18 protein-coding genes are annotated in these 18,363 nt (G+C 52.3%); 16 read left to right on the forward strand and 2 right to left on the reverse strand.

Translation table 11 applies throughout. The annotated features are described in order from the left end of the window. Positions 1 to 520: 520 nt before the first annotated feature. The 6 genes from PCI15_RS06895 (at position 521) to PCI15_RS06920 (ending at position 6,684) form a co-directional block, all read left to right on the forward strand. Entirely contained in the window at positions 521 to 2,182 is a 1,662-nt protein-coding gene (locus PCI15_RS06895; RefSeq protein ID WP_271273599.1) for a nitrite/sulfite reductase, read from the forward strand. Further along, complete coding sequence (locus PCI15_RS06900) at positions 2,166 to 2,648, forward strand: DUF934 domain-containing protein (protein WP_271273600.1); 483 nt, start codon at positions 2,166 to 2,168, stop codon at positions 2,646 to 2,648. The genes PCI15_RS06895 and PCI15_RS06900 overlap by 17 nt, the downstream gene beginning before the upstream one ends. 254 nt (positions 2,649 to 2,902) lie before the next feature. Then, positions 2,903 to 4,339, forward strand: coding sequence for a siroheme synthase CysG (cysG, locus tag PCI15_RS06905; RefSeq protein WP_271273601.1), 1,437 nt, complete (start codon positions 2,903 to 2,905; stop codon positions 4,337 to 4,339). A gap of 196 nt (positions 4,340 to 4,535) precedes the next feature. Continuing rightward, positions 4,536 to 5,384, forward strand: coding sequence for an alpha/beta fold hydrolase (locus tag PCI15_RS06910; RefSeq protein WP_271273602.1), 849 nt, complete (start codon positions 4,536 to 4,538; stop codon positions 5,382 to 5,384). A gap of 21 nt (positions 5,385 to 5,405) precedes the next feature. Continuing rightward, positions 5,406 to 5,690: a GIY-YIG nuclease family protein gene (locus PCI15_RS06915; protein ID WP_271273603.1), complete on the forward strand. Its 285-nt coding sequence runs from the start codon at positions 5,406 to 5,408 to the stop codon at positions 5,688 to 5,690. Between the two features lie 124 nt (positions 5,691 to 5,814). Then, a complete protein-coding gene (locus PCI15_RS06920) occupies positions 5,815 to 6,684 on the forward strand; it encodes a TraB/GumN family protein (RefSeq protein WP_271273604.1) in 870 nt (289 codons plus the stop codon). Positions 6,685 to 6,752: 68 nt separating this feature from the next. Here the strand turns inward: PCI15_RS06920 and ccoG are convergent, their stop codons facing one another. Beyond that, the gene (ccoG, locus tag PCI15_RS06925) at positions 6,753 to 8,141 is read right to left on the reverse strand and encodes a cytochrome c oxidase accessory protein CcoG (RefSeq protein WP_271273605.1); all 1,389 of its coding nucleotides are present in this window, start codon (positions 8,139 to 8,141) and stop codon (positions 6,753 to 6,755) included. Between the two features lie 221 nt (positions 8,142 to 8,362). Here ccoG and PCI15_RS06930 point away from each other — a divergent pair, with 221 nt between their 5' ends. The 10 genes from PCI15_RS06930 to PCI15_RS06975 all read left to right on the forward strand — a co-directional run bounded on the left by PCI15_RS06930 (position 8,363) and on the right by PCI15_RS06975 (position 17,348). Next, positions 8,363 to 9,769 (forward strand): aminotransferase-like domain-containing protein, encoded by a 1,407-nt coding sequence (locus PCI15_RS06930; RefSeq protein WP_271273606.1) that lies wholly within the window; start codon positions 8,363 to 8,365, stop codon positions 9,767 to 9,769. Positions 9,770 to 9,888: 119 nt separating this feature from the next. After that, the gene (pyrC, locus tag PCI15_RS06935) at positions 9,889 to 10,923 is read left to right on the forward strand and encodes a dihydroorotase (RefSeq protein WP_271273607.1); all 1,035 of its coding nucleotides are present in this window, start codon (positions 9,889 to 9,891) and stop codon (positions 10,921 to 10,923) included. A 20-nt stretch (positions 10,924 to 10,943) separates the two neighbouring features. After that, a complete protein-coding gene (ansA, locus tag PCI15_RS06940) occupies positions 10,944 to 11,957 on the forward strand; it encodes an asparaginase (protein ID WP_271273608.1) in 1,014 nt (337 codons plus the stop codon). A gap of 47 nt (positions 11,958 to 12,004) precedes the next feature. After that, on the forward strand, positions 12,005 to 13,027 hold the full coding sequence (locus PCI15_RS06945) for a GGDEF domain-containing protein (protein WP_271273609.1): 1,023 nt from the start codon (positions 12,005 to 12,007) through the stop codon (positions 13,025 to 13,027). A gap of 50 nt (positions 13,028 to 13,077) precedes the next feature. Then, the gene (locus PCI15_RS06950; protein ID WP_271274594.1) at positions 13,078 to 13,500 is read left to right on the forward strand and encodes a GFA family protein; all 423 of its coding nucleotides are present in this window, start codon (positions 13,078 to 13,080) and stop codon (positions 13,498 to 13,500) included. Between the two features lie 4 nt (positions 13,501 to 13,504). After that, a complete protein-coding gene (gene arfB, locus PCI15_RS06955; protein ID WP_271273610.1) occupies positions 13,505 to 13,918 on the forward strand; it encodes an alternative ribosome rescue aminoacyl-tRNA hydrolase ArfB in 414 nt (137 codons plus the stop codon). 100 nt (positions 13,919 to 14,018) lie between these two features. Beyond that, complete coding sequence (locus PCI15_RS06960; RefSeq protein ID WP_271273611.1) at positions 14,019 to 14,759, forward strand: DUF2796 domain-containing protein; 741 nt, start codon at positions 14,019 to 14,021, stop codon at positions 14,757 to 14,759. A gap of 79 nt (positions 14,760 to 14,838) precedes the next feature. Further along, positions 14,839 to 15,525, forward strand: a complete 687-nt coding sequence (locus PCI15_RS06965; RefSeq protein WP_271273612.1) for an ABC transporter ATP-binding protein — start codon at positions 14,839 to 14,841, stop codon at positions 15,523 to 15,525. Further along, positions 15,525 to 16,781 carry an ABC transporter permease gene (locus tag PCI15_RS06970; RefSeq protein WP_271273613.1) on the forward strand — a complete coding sequence of 419 codons (1,257 nt, stop codon included), beginning with the start codon at positions 15,525 to 15,527 and terminating at the stop codon, positions 16,779 to 16,781. Before PCI15_RS06965 ends, PCI15_RS06970 begins: the two co-directional genes overlap by 1 nt. An 18-nt stretch (positions 16,782 to 16,799) precedes the next feature. Next, positions 16,800 to 17,348, forward strand: coding sequence for a DUF3299 domain-containing protein (locus tag PCI15_RS06975; RefSeq protein WP_271273614.1), 549 nt, complete (start codon positions 16,800 to 16,802; stop codon positions 17,346 to 17,348). On the opposite strand, the gene pbpG is transcribed toward PCI15_RS06975, so the two are convergent. Beyond that, positions 17,349 to 18,266, reverse strand: coding sequence for a D-alanyl-D-alanine endopeptidase (gene pbpG, locus PCI15_RS06980; RefSeq protein ID WP_271273615.1), 918 nt, complete (start codon positions 18,264 to 18,266; stop codon positions 17,349 to 17,351). Between the last annotated feature and the right edge of the window lie 97 nt (positions 18,267 to 18,363).

Here is an 18,363-nt window from a genome sequence, read left to right on the forward strand (position 1 = left end):
GCTTTCCGGCGACGGCAATTTTTAGTCTTTTTCCGGCTTTTATTGCCGGAGCGCAGGTTTTTTTGCGCCTTTTTGGCGGCCCTGTACCGGCGGAGAGGGCATGGTGGCGGCTATTATGGCAGATAACTGCATAAAATTAAAAAGAATAAATTACCTTCTTTTTAAATCTTTTAGGAATAATTAATAAACTTTAGTTTTATCTGCTTATTCCTTTTTGGTGATTTTTAATTACTAATTATTATTTTGAGTTATAAAGAGAGACGGGTAGACTGTGTCTAATCTAGGGCATTCGTGTGTGCTACATCTGTGGCAGCCCAACAGAACTGAAACGGTCTGACACCAAGGCTTCCTTCTGCACAGGGCAGAGCAAGAGCCGACCGTCGGGCCGGATGCAGGTAAAGCCTGCTTTACTTATGAATAAAGGGTGAGCGCCGGTATCTCCTGAACCACTGTTAGCGCCAAATGTGACAGACGGTAACAGGATAAGCAGAACAGCCGGCTTTATTTAAGGTTAATAAATATGTATCAGTATAACGAACAGGATCAGAACCTGGTCAATCAGCGGGTTGAGCAGTATCGTGATCAAACCCGGCGTTTTCTTGCCGGTGAAATTCCGGATGATGAGTTTCGTGGCCTGCGTCTGATGAACGGCCTGTACATTCAGCGTTTCGCGCCTATGTTGCGTGTGGCGGTGCCGTACGGTCTGATGAATTCAGTACAGGTGCGCAAGCTGGCTCACATTGCCCGTACTTACGATAAGAATTATGCCCACTTCACAACCCGGACCAACCTGCAATTCAACTGGCCGAAGCTGGAAGAAGTGCCTGATATCCTGGCGGAGCTTGCTGAAGTGCAGATGCATGCTATTCAGACCAGCGGTAACTGCCTGCGTAACACCACGACAGACCACTTCGCCGGCATTCTGAAAGATGAAATTGAAGATTCCCGTCCGTGGTGTGAAATCATCCGTCAGTGGACAACCCTGCACCCGGAATTTGCTTACCTGCCGCGTAAGTTCAAAATTGCCGTGACCGGTTCAAGCGAAGACCGTGCTGCGTCACAGGTTCATGATATCGGTTTACACCTGGTAAAGAATGATGCCGGTGAAGTGGGTTTTGAGGTACTGGTCGGCGGTGGCCTGGGCCGTACGCCTATGATAGGTAAAGTAATCTGTGAGTTCCTGCCGAAGCACGACTTACTGACGTATCTGGAAGCCATCCTGCGGGTTTACAACCTGAATGGCCGCCGTGACAACAAATACAAGGCCCGTATCAAGATTTTGGTTGATGCTCTGGGTATCGATAAATTCCGTGAGCTGGTTGATGCTGAATGGGCTGAGATTCGTGGCGGTGAAATGCACCTGACGGATGCTGAAATCGAGCGTATTAAAGGCTTCTTCGCACCGCATCCTTATGCGGCTGATGCTGTTAACGGTGTTACTGCACTGGATGCCAAGCTGGCTGAAGACACTGATTTTGCTGCCTGGTACGAGCGTAATACCCGTGAACATAAAATTGATGGTTACCGTGCGGTAGTCGTCAGCCTGAAGCCTTACCTGAAGGCGCCGGGTGACATCACGGATGTTCAGCTGGATGTGGTTGCTGATCTGGCTGATAAATATAACTTCGGTGAAATCCGCAGTACCCATGACCAGAACCTGGTTCTGGCCCATGTTCAGGCCGGCGATCTGTATGCGCTGTGGCAGGTGCTGGCTGAGCACAATCTGGCCCGTCCGAACATCGGCACCCTGACCGACATGATCGTGTGCCCGGGTTTTGATTTCTGTTCACTGGCCAATGCGCATACGCTGAACGTCGCTGACCAGATTAACCAGAAGTTTGATGACCTGGATTACCTGCACGATATCGGTGATATTAAGCTGAATATGTCTGGCTGTATCAATGCCTGTGCCCATCACCACGTCGCTCATATCGGCATTCTGGGTGTGGACCGTAAGGGTGAAGATTTCTATCAGATTACACTGGGCGGATCTTCCCGTGAAGATGCGTCTCTGGGTAAGGTTATCGGTAAAGCGGTTCCGCAGGCTGAGGTAGCTGACACTCTGGAGAAAGTTCTGCAGGTTTATATTGAACAGCGTGAAGAAGAAGAGCGCTTTATTGATACCGTTCGCCGTATCGGTCTGACGCCGTTTAAGGAGAGAGTTTATGCCCCTGTTAATTAATCAGAGCGTTGTTGCCGACGATAAGTGGCTGCGGGTTGATGCTGATACACTGGCTCAGCACCCTGATGCTGCGGTGATTGTGCCTTTTGAGCTGTTTGCTGCAGAGCAGGATTCCCTGCTGGCGGGTAACCGCCCGCTGGCGGTTCAGATCAATGGTGATCAGGATTTTGAGCTGGTACTGGCGAATCTTGAACGTCTGTCTCTGGTGGTGGTTGAGTTCCCGGCGTTTACTGACGGCCGCGGTTTCAGCTTTGCGCGTATCCTGCGCCGTAAAGGTTTTACCGGTGAGATCCGTGCGACCGGCGATGTCAGCCATGATCGCCTGGAGTATATGACCCGTTGTGGTTTTGATGCCTTTGAAATTGCTGATGAGCGTTTCACTGCTGAAACCTGTGCGGTTTTTGGTGAGATCACCGTGCACTATCAGGGCAGTGCTGACGATGAGCGGCCAATTTTCCGCCGCTAAATCCCTGCCGGGCCGGCCGTTATGCTGCCGGCCTTATCTTTACCCGCTGATCAATGGTGATGAGCGGGTAAATTGAGATAAAACGTCCAACTTTCCAATATGCGTCAACATTGGCGCTATTTGTGAACTAATCGGTACCTTCGTTCCTGAGTTTTTGTTACATTCCGAGCCAGTAAGCGCCCGGAATTTTCTGTCTTTTTATCGGGCCGTATTTATCTGTCGCCAGGAACAGAGCTTTTCTCAGGAGATTCTTCGTGGAATATCTTCCGCTATTTTTTAAATTAGATGATAAAACCGCAGTGCTGGTCGGGGGCGGTCAGGTGGCCCTTCGTAAGGCGACCCTGCTGGTACGGGCACGGGCGCAGGTTAAGGTGATTTCGCATCAGATTCTGCCTGAGCTGGCTGAACTGGTTGAGCAGAATAACGGCGAGGCAATTGTCGGTGAGTATCAGGCGCAGATGCTTGATAACGTCGATCTGGTCATTGCTGCGACGGATAATCTGTCCCTGAATGCGCAGGTACATCATGATGCGGTTGCCCGGCATATTCCTGTGAATGTGGTAGACAAACCGGACCTGTGCAGCTTTATTTTCCCGGCGATCGTTGACCGTTCTCCGCTGGTTATTGGCGTGTCTTCCGGCGGTGAGTCGCCGGTCCTGTCCCGTTTAATGCGTGCCAAGCTGGAAACCTGGATTCCGCAGGGCTACAGCCGTCTGGGTAAGCTGGTGGGGCAATTTCGTGAGCAGGTGAAAGAGCGTTTTACGACGATCAATGCCCGCCGTACATTCTGGGAAAAAACGCTGCAGGGGCAAGTGGCTGAAAAGGTATTTGCCGGGCGTGAAGAGGAAGCTGCTCAGTTGCTGCAGGCTAACCTTGAGGCGGCTGATCCGCACCAGCAGGTGGGTGAAGTCTATCTGGTCGGTGGTGGTCCCGGTGATCCTGAACTGCTGACTTTCAAAGCGCTGCGGCTGATGCAGCAGGCGGATGTTGTTCTTTATGACAGCCTGGTGTCTGATGAGGTCGTTGACCTGTGCCGCCGTGATGCTGACAAGGTATTTGTCGGTAAGCGCCGTGATAACCATGCGGTGCCGCAGGATGGTATTAATCAGCTGCTGATTGATTATGCATTGCAGGGTAAGCGGGTATTGCGTCTGAAGGGGGGCGATCCGTTTATTTTTGGCCGTGGCGGTGAAGAGCTGGAATCCCTGAAGGCTAAGAATATTCCCTTCCAGGTGGTGCCGGGTATTACCGCTGCCAGTGCCTGTTCAACCTATGCGGGCATTCCGCTGACCCACCGGGATTATGCGCAGTCAGTTAAACTGGTCACCGGACAGCTGAAGAACCGTACCACGGACCTGAATTATGCTGAGCTGATTCATCCGAATCAGACGGTGGTTTTCTATATGGGGCTGCATACCTTGCCGGTGCTGGCTGAGAATCTGATTGAGCACGGTAAGCCGGCGGATACACCCGCTGCGGTGGTTTCCCGGGGAACAACCCGTGAGCAGCAGGTACTGATCGGTACGCTGGCAGATATCGCTAAAAAACAGGCGAAGGCTCAGCTGGCAGCGCCGGCGCTGATCATTGTGGGTGAAGTGGTCAACCTGCATGAAAGTCTGACCTGGTTCGGTGATCAGGTTTTACATAATCACGGTCTGGTATTGCCGGACGCACACGCTGCAGAAGACTGATTTTTAATCATTTTCTGCTCTCGCTCCCGGTCACCGGTACTTTTTCAGTGATTGGGGGCACTAAAACCCAAGATGAGAAATATCTTACTTCAGTTCTGCGCGGGTTTTCTTTATATTCGGTATCAGGATCATAGCTTGTTAAGTTGAAGCTAAGCTTGTTTCAGGGGGGAAGCAGGCACAATACCGAGGAAAGTATATGCCTACGGCGAATATCAATGGCATGGAAATGCAGTACCTGGATCAGGGAGAAGGGTTTCCGCTATTGTTTGGACATGGCTATCTGTGGGACTCACGTATGTGGGCACCGCAGCTTGATGTCTTATCAGAACATTTCCGTTGCATCGTTCCGGATCTGTGGGGTCATGGCGGCTCCCAGTCGGATGCCGCACGTCCGCTGGATATCAGCGCGCTGGCGGATGATCATCATGCACTTATGCAACAACTTGGCATTGACCGTTATGGGGTAATCGGGTCGTCGATCGGTGTGCTCTGGGGTGCCCGTCTGGCGATTGAATATCCTGAAGAAGTCGTCGGGCTGGTCATGCTCAACGGCTATCTGGGTGAAGAGCCTGCCGAAAATGTTGCTGATTATGAGCACCTTCTGGATATCGTCGGCTCAATGGGGTCTATTCCCGGTGCGGTGATGGATGCACTTAGCCGGATGATGTTCTGTGAATCTACCTTTGTTTCCAAACCGGCACTGGTTGAAACTTACCGTTTCGACATGATGACGCTGACTCCTGAGCAGATTGCCACTGCAGTTGCAATGGGGAAGGCGATGCTTAAGCGTCGCTCTCAGCTCGACCGGTTAGAGGAACTCCGTTGTCCGGTGAGCATTATTGTTGGCGACAGCGATGTGTTCCGTCCGGTTGCTGAAGCACGGCATATGCACAGTCAGATGCCAGGCAGTGAGCTTACAGTGATCAAGAATGCCGGACACATTTCTAACCTTGAGCAGGACCGTCAGGTAAGCCAGGTGCTGGTTGATTACCTCAAAGCGAATCCTGACATTCCCTGTGATGCTGACCGTCTGGTGCTGATCTGAGGCCCGTCGGACTTTCTCTGTATGCCAGACACTGATACCTGGTTTGTGTATATCCTCGAGTGTGCAGATCATACGCTGTACACCGGGGTAACTACTGACCTGCAGCGGCGGCTGAATGAGCATAATCATAATGACCGGCTCGGGGCAAAATATACCCGGGTCCGGCGTCCTGTCAGTTTGCAGTATCATGAGCCCTGTACCGGCCGCAGCCATGCCTGTCAGCGTGAAGCGGCCATTAAGAAGCTCTCCCGCCGTGCCAAGCTCAGGCTGATCGCCACCTCTGAGATTCATTCGTCAGTGGATTGAGTCACTACACTTTCTGACGTACTCTCAGGCATCTGTATGAATTATCTGTCAGTAAAACTGTCTCTGTTGGGTGCCTGCCCGTATCGGAAAGGTGAAGTGTACAGAGTTGAATTTCGGGGTGTTGATGATGCGTTATTCTGCGTTGCTTGGTTTTATGGCCAGCGTTGTTCTGGCCAGTCAGAGTATTTATGCCAGTCCGGTCTGGAAAGTGTCTGACGGTAAGGAGACGGTTTACCTTGGGGGGACCGTTCATGTTCTGGAGGCCGGAGATTATCCTCTGCCTGCGACCTTTGATAAGGCTTACCGGCAGGCGGATATGGTGTTCTTTGAAACGGATATAGATGCTTTATCCACACAGGGATTTGTTCAGCAGTTACTGGCACAAACCTCGTATCCGCAGGGGCAAAGTATTGTTTCCAGGCTCAGTGCTGAGACGCTGGCTAAACTGAAGACCTATCTTGTTGCTCAGGGCATATCATTTAAGGCGCTGGAACAGTTCAGGCCTGGCATGCTTGGTATGCAGCTCAGCCAGATTGAGCTGCGTAAACAGGGCATTTCAGTCGCCGGGGTCGACAGTTACTTTAATGATGCAGCAATCCGGGATAATAAGCCGCGGGGGCGTTTGGAAACCCCTCAGGATCAGATCCATGTCATTGCGACAATGGGGCAGGGCAACGAAAGTGAAGTGATAGAAAATGCCCTGACAGACGTGGCAAATTTACGGGAAGATTTTAATCAGATCCGTGACGCCTGGCGCCGGGGTGACAGAAGCGGCTTAACCGATCTGACGGTTAAACCCTTCCGTGAAGAATTACCCGCAGATTTCAAACTGATGATTGTGGACCGAAACAATAAATGGATGCCGCAAATTGAACGTATGTTCCGGACCGCTGAAGATGAGCTGGTGCTTGTGGGGGCCATGCATCTTGTTGGCCGGGAAGGTTTGCTGCAGCAGTTGGAAAAGAAAGGGTACAGTGTTGTACAAATGCACTGAAGTGCTTTCATCAGCTAAAAAAAACGGGCCTTTGTAGCCCGTTTTTTTATTTGGTGCTGAGGCGGTTTTTAGCGGCGTTGCTGAGGCATGATAAACGAACTCATCTGTTGCCACTGACCGTCGCGGCTGGCTGCTGTGAAGTGAATCTGACGCGGGATCAGTGCGGTATCGGCATCATGGGGTGCACATACCCGGTAATTCAGTTCATTTCGCTGGCCAGGCTGCAGGTTAAGACCGGACTTGCCTTCCAGGCGCAACACGGTGTTATCCAGCCTGAGAGAGAAATCTGTAGCGGCAACCGATACGTTTTCGATGATCAGATGATATTCGTTACATATTTCTCCGGCACCGTTGGTGACATACAGGGTCTGGCGGTCGCGGAGAATATCCATAATCAGTGCTTCTTTATTCGCGAATGCCCACACCAGATACCCACTGATCAGAACAATAGAGGCGATGTAGGCCCAGATACGTGGCCGTAATACCGGGCTGGCCTTGCCCTGTTCCTGATTTTCGGAAATAAAGCGGATCAGGCCGGTTGGCCGGCGCATCCGGGTCATTACGTCATCACAGGCATCAATACAGGCACCGCAGCTGATGCAGTCGGATTGCAGGCCCTGGCGGATATCGATGCCGGTTGGGCACACGTGTACGCACAGGTTGCAGTCTATGCAGTCTCCGCCTTCATTACTGCTGCGGTTTTTATGCCGTGGCTCACCGCGATCAACATCATAGCTGATGGTGCGGGTATCAGGGTCAAACATCACTGACTGGAAGCGGGCATATGGGCACATATGGGCACAGACTTTTTCCCGGACCAGGCCTGCATTTACATAAGTCAGCAGGGCGAAAATCAGGATCCAGCTGAACATCTCCAGGCTAAGGTTCAGGCTGATGATATCGCTGGCAATTTCACGGATCGGGACGAAATAGCCGATAAAGGTCATTGACGTCAGGGTTGCAAAAACTGCCCAAAGGCTGTGCTTGGCGATACGGCGGCTTAATTTACCTGGGTTCCAGCCTTTTTTGTCATCTTTAATACGGTTGTTACGGCGACCTTCGGTAATGGTTTCGATACGGATAAAGACCCAGGTCCAGATACTTTGTGGGCAGGCAAAGCCACACCATACCCGGCTGTAAGCGGAGGCCAGTGCAAACAGCAGGATCGCACCGACAATCATGAAGCCGGCGAGCAGATAGATGTCTTTCGGGCTCAGCAGCATACCGAACAGGTGCAGGCGACGGCTGAAGAAATCAAACAGGACGATTTGCTGACCGTCAAGGTTGACCCAGGCCGTCAGGAAAAACATCAGCATCAGGCTGCCGCTGATGACCCGGCGGATGCGCTGGTAGTGACCTTCGGTGAGACGAACGTAAATCTTGCCGTCGACCTGTTTGGGATCGTGCTGGTGTACCGGAATCTGTTGCATGGCGATGCTCTGAAAAACTCTGTTCAAAAGTATTGGCTGTGCCCCGCATAACGCTTGTGGCGTATTGACGGGAACCGGGTCGCAATCAAGAGGGGTGTGTTATCAGTTTTGTTGTCACTTGGTTCTTTGCGAGGATGCTTATAGTAGAGAAAAAATAGAATAAGAACAGATGTAAAAAATAATATATTATTAGGTACAGATTTTGTGTAATCTAGTCTGTGCCTGTAATTTTTATGGAATCTGTACCTATGTTCCTTTACCAAGTGCTTGAGCAGCAAATCCGCGAACAGATTGAGAGCGGCCAACTGGCGTTTGGCAGTCGCTTACCGTCGGTGCGGGCGTTGTGTCAGGAGCAGGATCTGTCGAAAGCAACCGTGCTGAATGCCTATGCCCGGCTGGAAGCGGCCGGGCTGATCGAAGCCCGGCCCAAATCCGGGTACTTCGTCAGCTATACCACCCGCCGGCTGGAACTGCCTGCTGAAAGTAAACCGGATATGGCGCCGGCTTTCATTAGCCTGGATCAGGTTTTGCTGGATATTATGGAGCAGAGTGCGGCATTTGATATCCGTCCGGACGGCAAGTGGGATGAATATAACGAGCCTTTGCGCCGTTGTCTGGCCCGGGCTGCCCGCTCGCAAAAAGGTCAGGAACAGCAGTATTACGATGAGCCTGCGGGCCTGTCAGGGCTGCGTCACCAACTGGTCCGGCGCTGTGCCGATGCCGGCAGTATGGTACAGGCGGATGATATTGTTATATCGGGGGGCTGCCAGCACTCACTGATGCTGGCGCTGATGGCCACTACCTCTCCCGGCGACACGGTGGCGGTGGAGTCTCCCGGGTTTTACGGCAGTTTGCAGCTGATTGAGGCGCTGGGGCTGCAGGCGGTGGAAGTGCCGTCTTCACCGGCGACCGGCGTCAGCCCGGATGCGCTGGAACTGGCCATGCAACACTGGCCGATAAAAGCGGTTTTACTGAGCCCGAACTTTGCTACGCCCACCGGGGCCTGTATGCCTGACAGCCATAAACAGCGGGTACTGAGTCTGATCCGCAGTAAGGACATTGCGCTGATCGAAGATGATATCTATGGTGATCTGACCTTTGGGCTGCAACGGCCCCGGAGTATTCACTCCTATGATCAGGAAATGGGCGCCAGCGGGCTGGTGTTACTGTGTTCGTCGTTTTCAAAGAGCTTATCCCGGGATTTACGGGTGGGCTGGATTTTGCCGGGCCGTTACAAGGATAAAGTAAAGCGCCTGAAACTGGTGACCCAGCTTGCCAGCAGCCAGTTGACCCAGCAGGGCGTGCGGATGTTTCTTGAGTCTGGCAGTTATGACCGCTTTCTGCGTAAACGGCGTCAGCAACTGGCAGAACAGTGCCAGCAGTTGCAGGATCTGTTAGCCCGTTTGTTTCCTCAGGCAACCGGTTGCAGTAAACCGCTGGGGGGGATTGCTCTCTGGCTGGAGCTGCCGGAGCATGTCGATACGCTGGCACTGTACAATCAGGCCCGTAAGCAGGGCATTATCATTACGCCGGGCAGTCTGTTTACGTCCCAGCAGCGTTACCAGAACTGTCTGCGCATCGGTTTTGCCCAGCCCTGGACCCAGGCAAGAGTTGCGGCGCTGGAAGAGATTGCCCAGTTGCTCACCGGCGAATAAAAATTCCCGGTACAGCTCATACATGTCGCTGACGGTTATTGTATAATGCGGGCATATTATCCATGCCCGCCAAAGGACGGCTGTTAAATACAGTTGTCCGGTTATACAGAAGAGCCTCTATGACTAGCCTGACGATCCAAACCCCTGATGACTGGCATCTGCACCTGCGTGATGCTGACATGTTGCCTGAAACCGTACCGGCAACCGCCCGTTGTTTCCAGCGTGCGATTATCATGCCGAATCTGGTACCGCCGGTAACCAATGTTGAAATGGCAATGGCGTATAAGCAGCGCATTCTGGATGCACGTCCTGAAGGGAATACGTTTGAGCCGCTGGTGACCCTGTTCCTGACCAATGCTACCTCTGCTCAGGATATTATTGACGCAAAAGCGGCCGGTGTAGTGGCTGCCAAGCTGTATCCTGCAGGTGCGACAACTAACTCTGCCGCAGCGGTCAGCCAGCTGGAAGCTATGTATCCGGTATTTGAAGTCATGGCTGAGCAGGGAATGTTATTGCTGGTTCACGGTGAGGTTACTGATCATCACATTGATATCTTCGACCGAGAAAAAATGTTCATTGATCAGAAACTGCAACATATTGTGGCACGTTTTCCTGAGCTGAAAGTTGTGTTTGAGCACATCACCACCGCGGATGCGGCCGCTTTTGTTGCTGGCGCCTCTGACAATGTGGCAGCAACGATTACCCCACAGCACCTGCTGCTGAACCGTAACGATCTGCTGGTGGGCGGTGTCCGTCCGCACAATTTCTGTTTGCCGGTGCTGAAGCGCAACACCCATCAGTTGGCGTTACAGGATGCGGTTAAGTCCGGATCTGCGAAGTTCTTCCTGGGCACCGACTCTGCACCCCATGCGAAAGAAGCGAAGGAAAGTGCCTGCGGTTGTGCCGGCTGTTACAGTGCCTGGAGCGCCATTGAGCTTTATGCGCAGGTGTTCGAAGACATCGGTGCACTGGATAAACTGGAAGCCTTTGCCAGCCACCACGGTGCTGATTTCTATGGTTTGCCGCGCAATGCTGGCAGCATCACGCTGGTGCAGGAAGCGTGGCAGGTACCGGCCGAAATTATCCTGCCTAACGGCAAACCGATTGTGCCTTTCTATGCCGGTGAAACACTGCGCTGGAAAGTTCAGGCCTAAACCGGACCGGAGACTGACTGATGAGCAGCAATGTGCTGATTATTTATACCGGCGGTACCATCGGCATGCAGATGTCTGAGGAGGGTTACGTACCGGTTGCAGGCTTTGAAGCGTTATTGAGGGAACGGCTGAATGCCGGTGCTGCCATGCAGCTGCCAAACTTTGACGTGCTGGAGTTTGAGCATCTCATCGACAGCTCAAACCTGCAGCCGCATCACTGGAATAAAATTGCTGCTCAGTTGCAGGCGAACTGGGACCGTTATGACGGTTTTATCGTTCTGCACGGCACCGATACGATGGCATACAGCGCCTCGGCGTTGTCATACATGATGCAGGGGCTGGATAAGCCGGTAATTTTTACCGGTTCTCAGATTCCTTTAACTGAATTACGCAACGATGCGCTGGATAATCTGCTGACGGCACTGATTCTGGCGGGTAATTATCCGCTGAATGAGGTCAGTGTGTTTTTCAACGGCCGGCTGTTACGGGGCAACCGCAGCAGTAAGTTGAAAAGTACCGGCTTTGATGCCTTTGATTCACCGAATTTCCCGTGGTTAGGGCAGGCGGGGATTCATATTGATTTACACCGTCACCTGCTGTTACCCAAGCGTGAACAGCGGTTTATGAATCCGGAATTTGCTGAAGATGCGGTCCGGGTGCTGCCGGTGTATCCGGGTATCAGTGCGGCGGTGGCCCGGGATCTGCTGGCGCCTGTTCATGTTAAAGGCCTGGTTATGATCAGTTACGGCGTGGGCAATCCGCCGGATGCCAATACCGAACTGATGGATATTCTGGCGGCGGCCACGGCCCGCGGGGTGGTGATTGTTAACCTGACGCACTGTCTGCAGGGCCGGGTTAGCCAGGGCGCATACGCCACCGGCCAGACTCTGAATACAATCGGTGTGCTGCCGGGCAGTGATCTGACCCTGGAAGCAGCCTTCAGTAAATTACATTTCCTGCTGGCAACCGAACCGTCACCTGATGACGTTCGCCGGTTAATGGCAGAATCAGTGTGCGGTGAGTTATCTGGCTGAGCGTTATCTGTATGTGTCACTGTTAATGAAGGCTGAGCGGCTGAGTAATGAATAATCCTGCAGATGCAGTCGGGCGAAGCATGGAGCGGGCCCTGATTGATAATATAGCGGACCTGACAGCGGTCCGTGATACCGAGCATCTTGAATTCAGCCTGCTGAAATCATTACACCAGTTGCTGCGGCCTCAGGATCTGACTCTGTATAAGCGGCATAATGATGGCCACCTGTTGGCTGAGGTGCGCTATACAGAGGACGGCGGTGATGTACAGATCGACGGGCTGACCCTGCCGGATATCATTCTTGAGGCCGACTTTTCTGCATCCGGACAATACACCGTTGAGCAAAACGACGCTGAACTGAACCTGTTCAGCCTGTTTGAATCCCGTTTTTATCAGGTATATCTGCTGGTGAAGACCGGACAGACGTTGTCGGAGTATCACAGCGATCTGATTACCGGTCTGATGGATATATACAGTAATTTCTGTAACTTGCTGGAAGATGCCCAGAAAGATCAGCTGACAGGCCTGGCTAACCGCAACAGTTTTGATAAATACGTCAAAAAGATTTATCAGCAGGTGAGCCAGTATGGTGATCTGAAAGCCGGGACAGATACTGCCGTTAACGCGCCTGTTTACTGGATGGCGTTACTGGACATCGATCATTTCAAAAACATTAATGACAGTTTTGGCCATCTCTACGGGGATGAAGTATTAGTGTTACTGGCGCAAACCATGCAGAACAAACTGCGCCGTAATGACATGCTATTCCGCTACGGTGGCGAGGAATTTGTGCTGGTTGCTGAATGCAGTGATGAAAAGGCAGCCCGTCATATGTTTGAACGTTTACGTTACGCCATTGAATGTAAGGATTTTCCTCAGCTGGGGCAGGTAACGGTCAGTATCGGGGTAACCCGGATTTCACCTCAGATCATGCCGGTCACCCTGCTTGAGTATGCGGACCGGGCGCTGTATCACAGTAAAGATCACGGACGTAACCGGGTAACATTTTACGCAGATATGCAGGCATCAGACTGCCCGGCAGTTACCGGCGGAGATGTGGAACTGTTTTAACTCTGCTGATCCGGCGGATCGGTCAGGGGCAAAGTGAAGGGAGATCAGTGATGATAACCGGAAGTTGTTTATGCGGTGCTGTCAGTTACCACCTGACGGGGCCTGTTGGAGACATTGTGCACTGTCACTGTGAAACATGCCGTAAAACCCATAGCAGTGCGTTTTCAAGCGTGGCTGCTGTTGCCGATGGTGATTTTCATCTGCAGGCTGTTGCCGGGCAGCTCAGCCATTACGAATCCTCACCTGGCAAACAGCGCTGGTTCTGTCAGGCCTGCGGCAGTCATATTTATGCCAAGCGCCAGGGGACTGCCCATGTGATACTGCGTCTTGGCAGCCTGGATAATGACAGTCTGAATGCTGAGAATACCCCCCGTGAACGCAGCCACATCTGGACATCTCAGCAGGCCAGCTGGTATCAGAATAATGCTGAACTGCCGGTGTTTGATGAAGCCGAGCCGGCTGCGGACAGGTAATCCAATGATCGTAATTTCTAACGCCGTTCGTTTACATGATGATGAAGTGGAGCTGTCCGGTATCCGTGCACAGGGGGCGGGCGGTCAGAATGTAAATAAAGTCTCCAGCGCTATTCATCTGCGGTTTGATATTGCGGCGTCATCATTGCCTGAGTTTTATAAGGAACGCTTACTGGCCCTGAAAGACCGCCGAATCAGCAAGGAAGGTGTGATTGTGATTAAGGCACAGCAACATCGCAGCCAGGAGCTGAACCGTGAAGATGCACTCCAGCGGCTGGTGGAACTGATCCGCACGGTGACAGTCGTACAGAAGGCGCGGCGACCAACCAAACCCACCAAAGGGTCCCAGCGCCGACGGCTGGACGGTAAAAAACAGCGAGGGGCCACCAAGGCCTTACGGGGCCGGGTAACAGACTAAAATTTTGCTTGTAAGTATTATGTTATATTGTAACAATTATGTTTTCCGGATACATGAAGCCCGTATCTGATTTATTATTCCGCCTGGAGCATAACGCGTTATGAAAATGGGATTACAGCAAATACTGATAAAAGATGTCGCCGGGCAGCAGCCGCTGGCAATCTGTCGCCACTCTGCATCGCAAACGCAGGTCCGCCAGCGAACCTCCCGGGCATTATTGTTTACATCAGTGTTGCTGGCCAGCAGTATGGCCTCAACCGCCAGCCAGGCCGGGGATGATAACGGATTTGAACGTCAGCTGGGCAGCCATCAGCACGGTGAAGCGCATCTGGATATTGCCCTTGATGGCAATGAGTTAGTGCTGAGTCTGATGTCCCCGGCAGCAAATATTGTCGGGTTTGAATACGCACCCAAAACGGATAAAGAACGTCAGAAAGTCAGCGATGCCAAACAGTTTTTGCTGGATGCGGAATCCTGGTTAGGGATACCTGCCGCAGCGGGGTGTACCCTGGAGCAGGCAGCGTTTACGGAGTCCGCAGAAGATCATGACAAGCACGATGATCATGAAAAGCATGACGACCATGATCATGAGAAGCACGATGACCATGATCATGAAAAACATGACGACCATGACCATGATGAACACGGCCACGGCGACACCCACAGTGACTGGCGGTTAGAGTATCATCTGCAATGTTCTGACGGTCAGGCGGTCACATACCTTGATGTTGGATTATTCACTGCTTATCCGGCATTAGAAAAAATCCGGGTGCAGGCCGTGGGTACCCAGCAGCAGAGCTTACAGACACTGACACCGCAGAATTCAAGGTTTGAATTCTGAGTTGTACAGATGAGACAAAATCCGGTCAGTTCATACTGGCCGTTTTTTTTAGAGTAAGGACGAGATTCAGAGTAACTATATGATCCTGACACTGACAGATATCTGCTTTGGCTGGCCCCGTCAGCCTGTCCTGATTGATATACAGCATTTTGCGATATCCCGCGGGGAGAAGGTGTTTCTGCACGGGCCATCCGGCAGCGGTAAAAGCACACTGCTCAATCTCATCAGCGGTATACAGCAACCTCAGTCTGGCAGTGTCAGGGTGCTGGATACCGCGTCTGATGCCCTGAGCAGTCAACAGCGCGACCGTTTCAGAGCCGATCATCTTGGGCTGATTTTTCAGCAGTTTAATCTGCTGCCGTATTTATCCGTGCAGGAAAATGTTCTCTTACCCTGCGGGTTTTCAGCGTTGCGCAAAAAGCGGGTTATCGATACCTACGGCAGTGAAACGGCCGGCGCAGCGGCATTACTTGAGCGGCTGGGGCTGGGGCATCTGATGGACAGAGAAGTTGCTCAGCTGAGTATCGGGCAGCAGCAGCGGGTTGCCGCGGCACGGGCGCTCATTGGTGAGCCGGAGCTGATCATTGCCGATGAACCGACTTCAGCGCTGGATGCCGACAGCCGGGCCCGGTTTATTGAGTTACTGGCCGAGCAGTGCGAAGCCAGCAACAGCAGTTTACTGTTTGTCAGCCATGATTTGTCGCTGTCCGCTCAGTTTGACCGCAGTGTATCGCTGGCACAGCTGAATAACGGAGGAGGGTACTGATGATGTTATTCCGTATCGCGGCGAAAAGTTTACTTAACCGGCGTACCTCGGTGGTGCTGACCATCATTTCGATCGCCGTCAGCGTTGCATTATTGCTGGGGGTAGAGAAGGTCCGCGATCAGGCGAAACAGAGTTTTACCAATACCATTTCCGGTACGGATCTGATCGTCGGTGCCCGGTCGGGGTCCGTGCAGCTGTTGCTGTACTCGGTTTTCCGTTTCGGGGACGCCAGTAATAACATTACCTGGCAAAGTTATCAGGATATAGCCGGGCATTCCCGGGTGGCCTGGACTATTCCCATTTCACTGGGGGATTCCCACCGGGGCTACCGGGTAGTAGGGACCAATACCGACTATTTCAAACATTATAAATACGGCCGTAAGCAACCCCTGGTATTCACTGATGGCCGGGCGTTCAGTGCACTGCATGATGTTGTGCTGGGGTCTGAAGTGGCGGCGAAACTGGGTTACAGCATGGGGGATGAGCTGGTGGTTGCGCACGGTACCGGCAATGCCAGTTTTGCCAAGCATGACGATCAGCCGTTTCGGGTCAGTGGAATTCTGGCGCCAACAGGAACGCCGGTAGACCGGGCTCTGTACGTCAGCCTGGAGGCAATTGAAGCGATTCATGTGGACTGGCAGTCAGGCACCTATCTGCCTGGTTCCGGGGGAACTGAACCTGTGGAAGCCAGAGACCTTCAGCCGCAGGCTATCACGGCAATTATGGTTGGCCTGAAATCCAAAGTGGCGACCTTTCAGCTGCAGAGAGCGGTCAATAATTACCGCAAAGAACCCTTGCTGGCGATCCTTCCCGGAGTGGCGCTGCAGGAGTTGTGGAGCATGCTGAATGTGGCGGAAAATGCCATGCTGGTGATCTCTGCCTGTGTTGTGCTTTCAGGGTTGTTTGGCATGCTGACCGTAATACTGAGCGGATTAAATGAACGTCGTCGGGAAATGGCGATCTTACGTTCTGTGGGTGCGCGTCCGGCGCATGTATACTGTTTGCTGGTCATGGAAGCCTGCCTGCTGACGTTGCTGGGAATACTGCTGGGTACCGGTTTGTTATTTCTGGCGCTGGCGGCGGGGCTGAGTTTTCTGGAAACCGAGTTTGGTCTGTATCTGCAACTGAGCTGGCTTAGCTTGCATGAACTGGGTTTGCTGGGGATAATTTTTATTGCCGGTCTGTGTACCGGGCTGATACCCGGTTACCGGGCGTACCGGTACTCGCTGGCAGATGGTATGACGATCCGTATTTAACCGTTGTGGAGAAGAAAGGTGTTTAAGTTCTGTGTATCTGTATTGCTGTCGTTGCTGGTCTTATTACCTTTGCCGGCGAGCGCTGCCAATACCTTTAACGGTGAACCGGTCGAGGAACTTGACTGGGAAATGCTGATGCCGGCGGATTACAATATTGAAGCCATTTTTGCCGCCACGGCAGATCAGTACAGTACGCTTGATGATTTTGATCCGTTAGCCGAAATTAAGTTTAAGGCCCTGATGGAGTCGCTGGCGTCTGCGCCGGTGGTGCCGGAAATGGACGGTAAAATGATCCGCATTCCCGGTTTTGTTGTGCCCCTCAGCGAAGAGGGTACCCGGGTAACAGAGTTTTTTCTGGTACCGTTTTTCGGTGCCTGCATTCACGTACCGCCGCCGCCTTCTAATCAGATGATTCACGTGGCCTTTGAGCCGGGTACCAATGTGGAAAATCTGTATGACGCGGTGTGGGTAACCGGCAAGCTGAAGATCGCCACGGTGGCGCATGATCTGGGCACTGCCGGTTATGTGATGGATGCTTTTCAGATCGAACCCTATGAAGAGGGCTGATCAGCTTTCGTTTGAGGCTAGCTGTGAAGCCAGTTTCTCTTTATACAGTGCTAACTGTTTCTTCTGATAATTGCGGGCATTCTGGCTGATCTTGCCGGTTTCGCCCGTGGTCATCCAGCGTTTGATACGGCCTGCATCCCCGATCGGAGTGCGTTTGCCGTACGAATTAAGCAATACCATGGCAACTTTCTCGCCTTTCACTTCCGTCACCATGACCAGACAGCGGCCGGCAGCGTCCAGATAACCGGTTTTGGTAATATCAATCGGCCAGCTGCTGCGGTGTACCAGCGGGTTGGTGTTGCCGTAGCCCAGCCGGTAGCGTGGTCCTTTGAAGTTTGCAGTGAACTGGCCGGTGGTACTGAACTCACGCAGCTTCGGATATTTGGCGGCAGCCAGAGCCATTTTTGCCAGATCTTTAGCGGTTGATACATTTTCAGGTGACAGACCGCTCGGATCAGCAAAACGGGTTTGTGTCATACCTAAACTGTCGGCTTTATCATTCATCGCCTGAATGAATGCCTGACTGCCACCGGGGTAGTTGGTGGCCAGGCTCATGGATGCAAAGTTTTCAGAGGACATCAGTGCGATACGCAGCGCATCTTTACGGCGCAGGCGGGAATCGATACGGATCCGGCTGTAATAATTGTTGATGGCCTGCTTATCGGCTTTGGTAAAAGTGATGTATTCGTTCAGATCCTGTTCGGCATCAAGAATGATCATGGCGGTCATAATCTTGGTGACCGATGCAATCGGCACGACCATGTCGGCATTTTTTAACAGCACAGGATCGGAGTCATTTTCCGTTGCAACAGCAACGCTGACAGAGGCAAGTTTTGGCGGTTTTTCTGGGGAGGGCTGGGAGCCAGCCTGGATGCAGGCACTAAAAAAGAGAATCGTCAGAATGAGTGCTGATCGCATAGTCATTGCCTTTGTACAGGTGTTAGAAGTTGTTATTGCACGAGGTGCAGTATTAATGCACCGCTGTAAAAAGAAAAACCATACACTTCTAAATATA

The sequence above is a fragment of the Aliamphritea hakodatensis genome (genome assembly GCF_024347195.1).
In the GTDB taxonomy this organism is placed as follows: domain Bacteria; phylum Pseudomonadota; class Gammaproteobacteria; order Pseudomonadales; family Balneatricaceae; genus Amphritea; species Amphritea hakodatensis.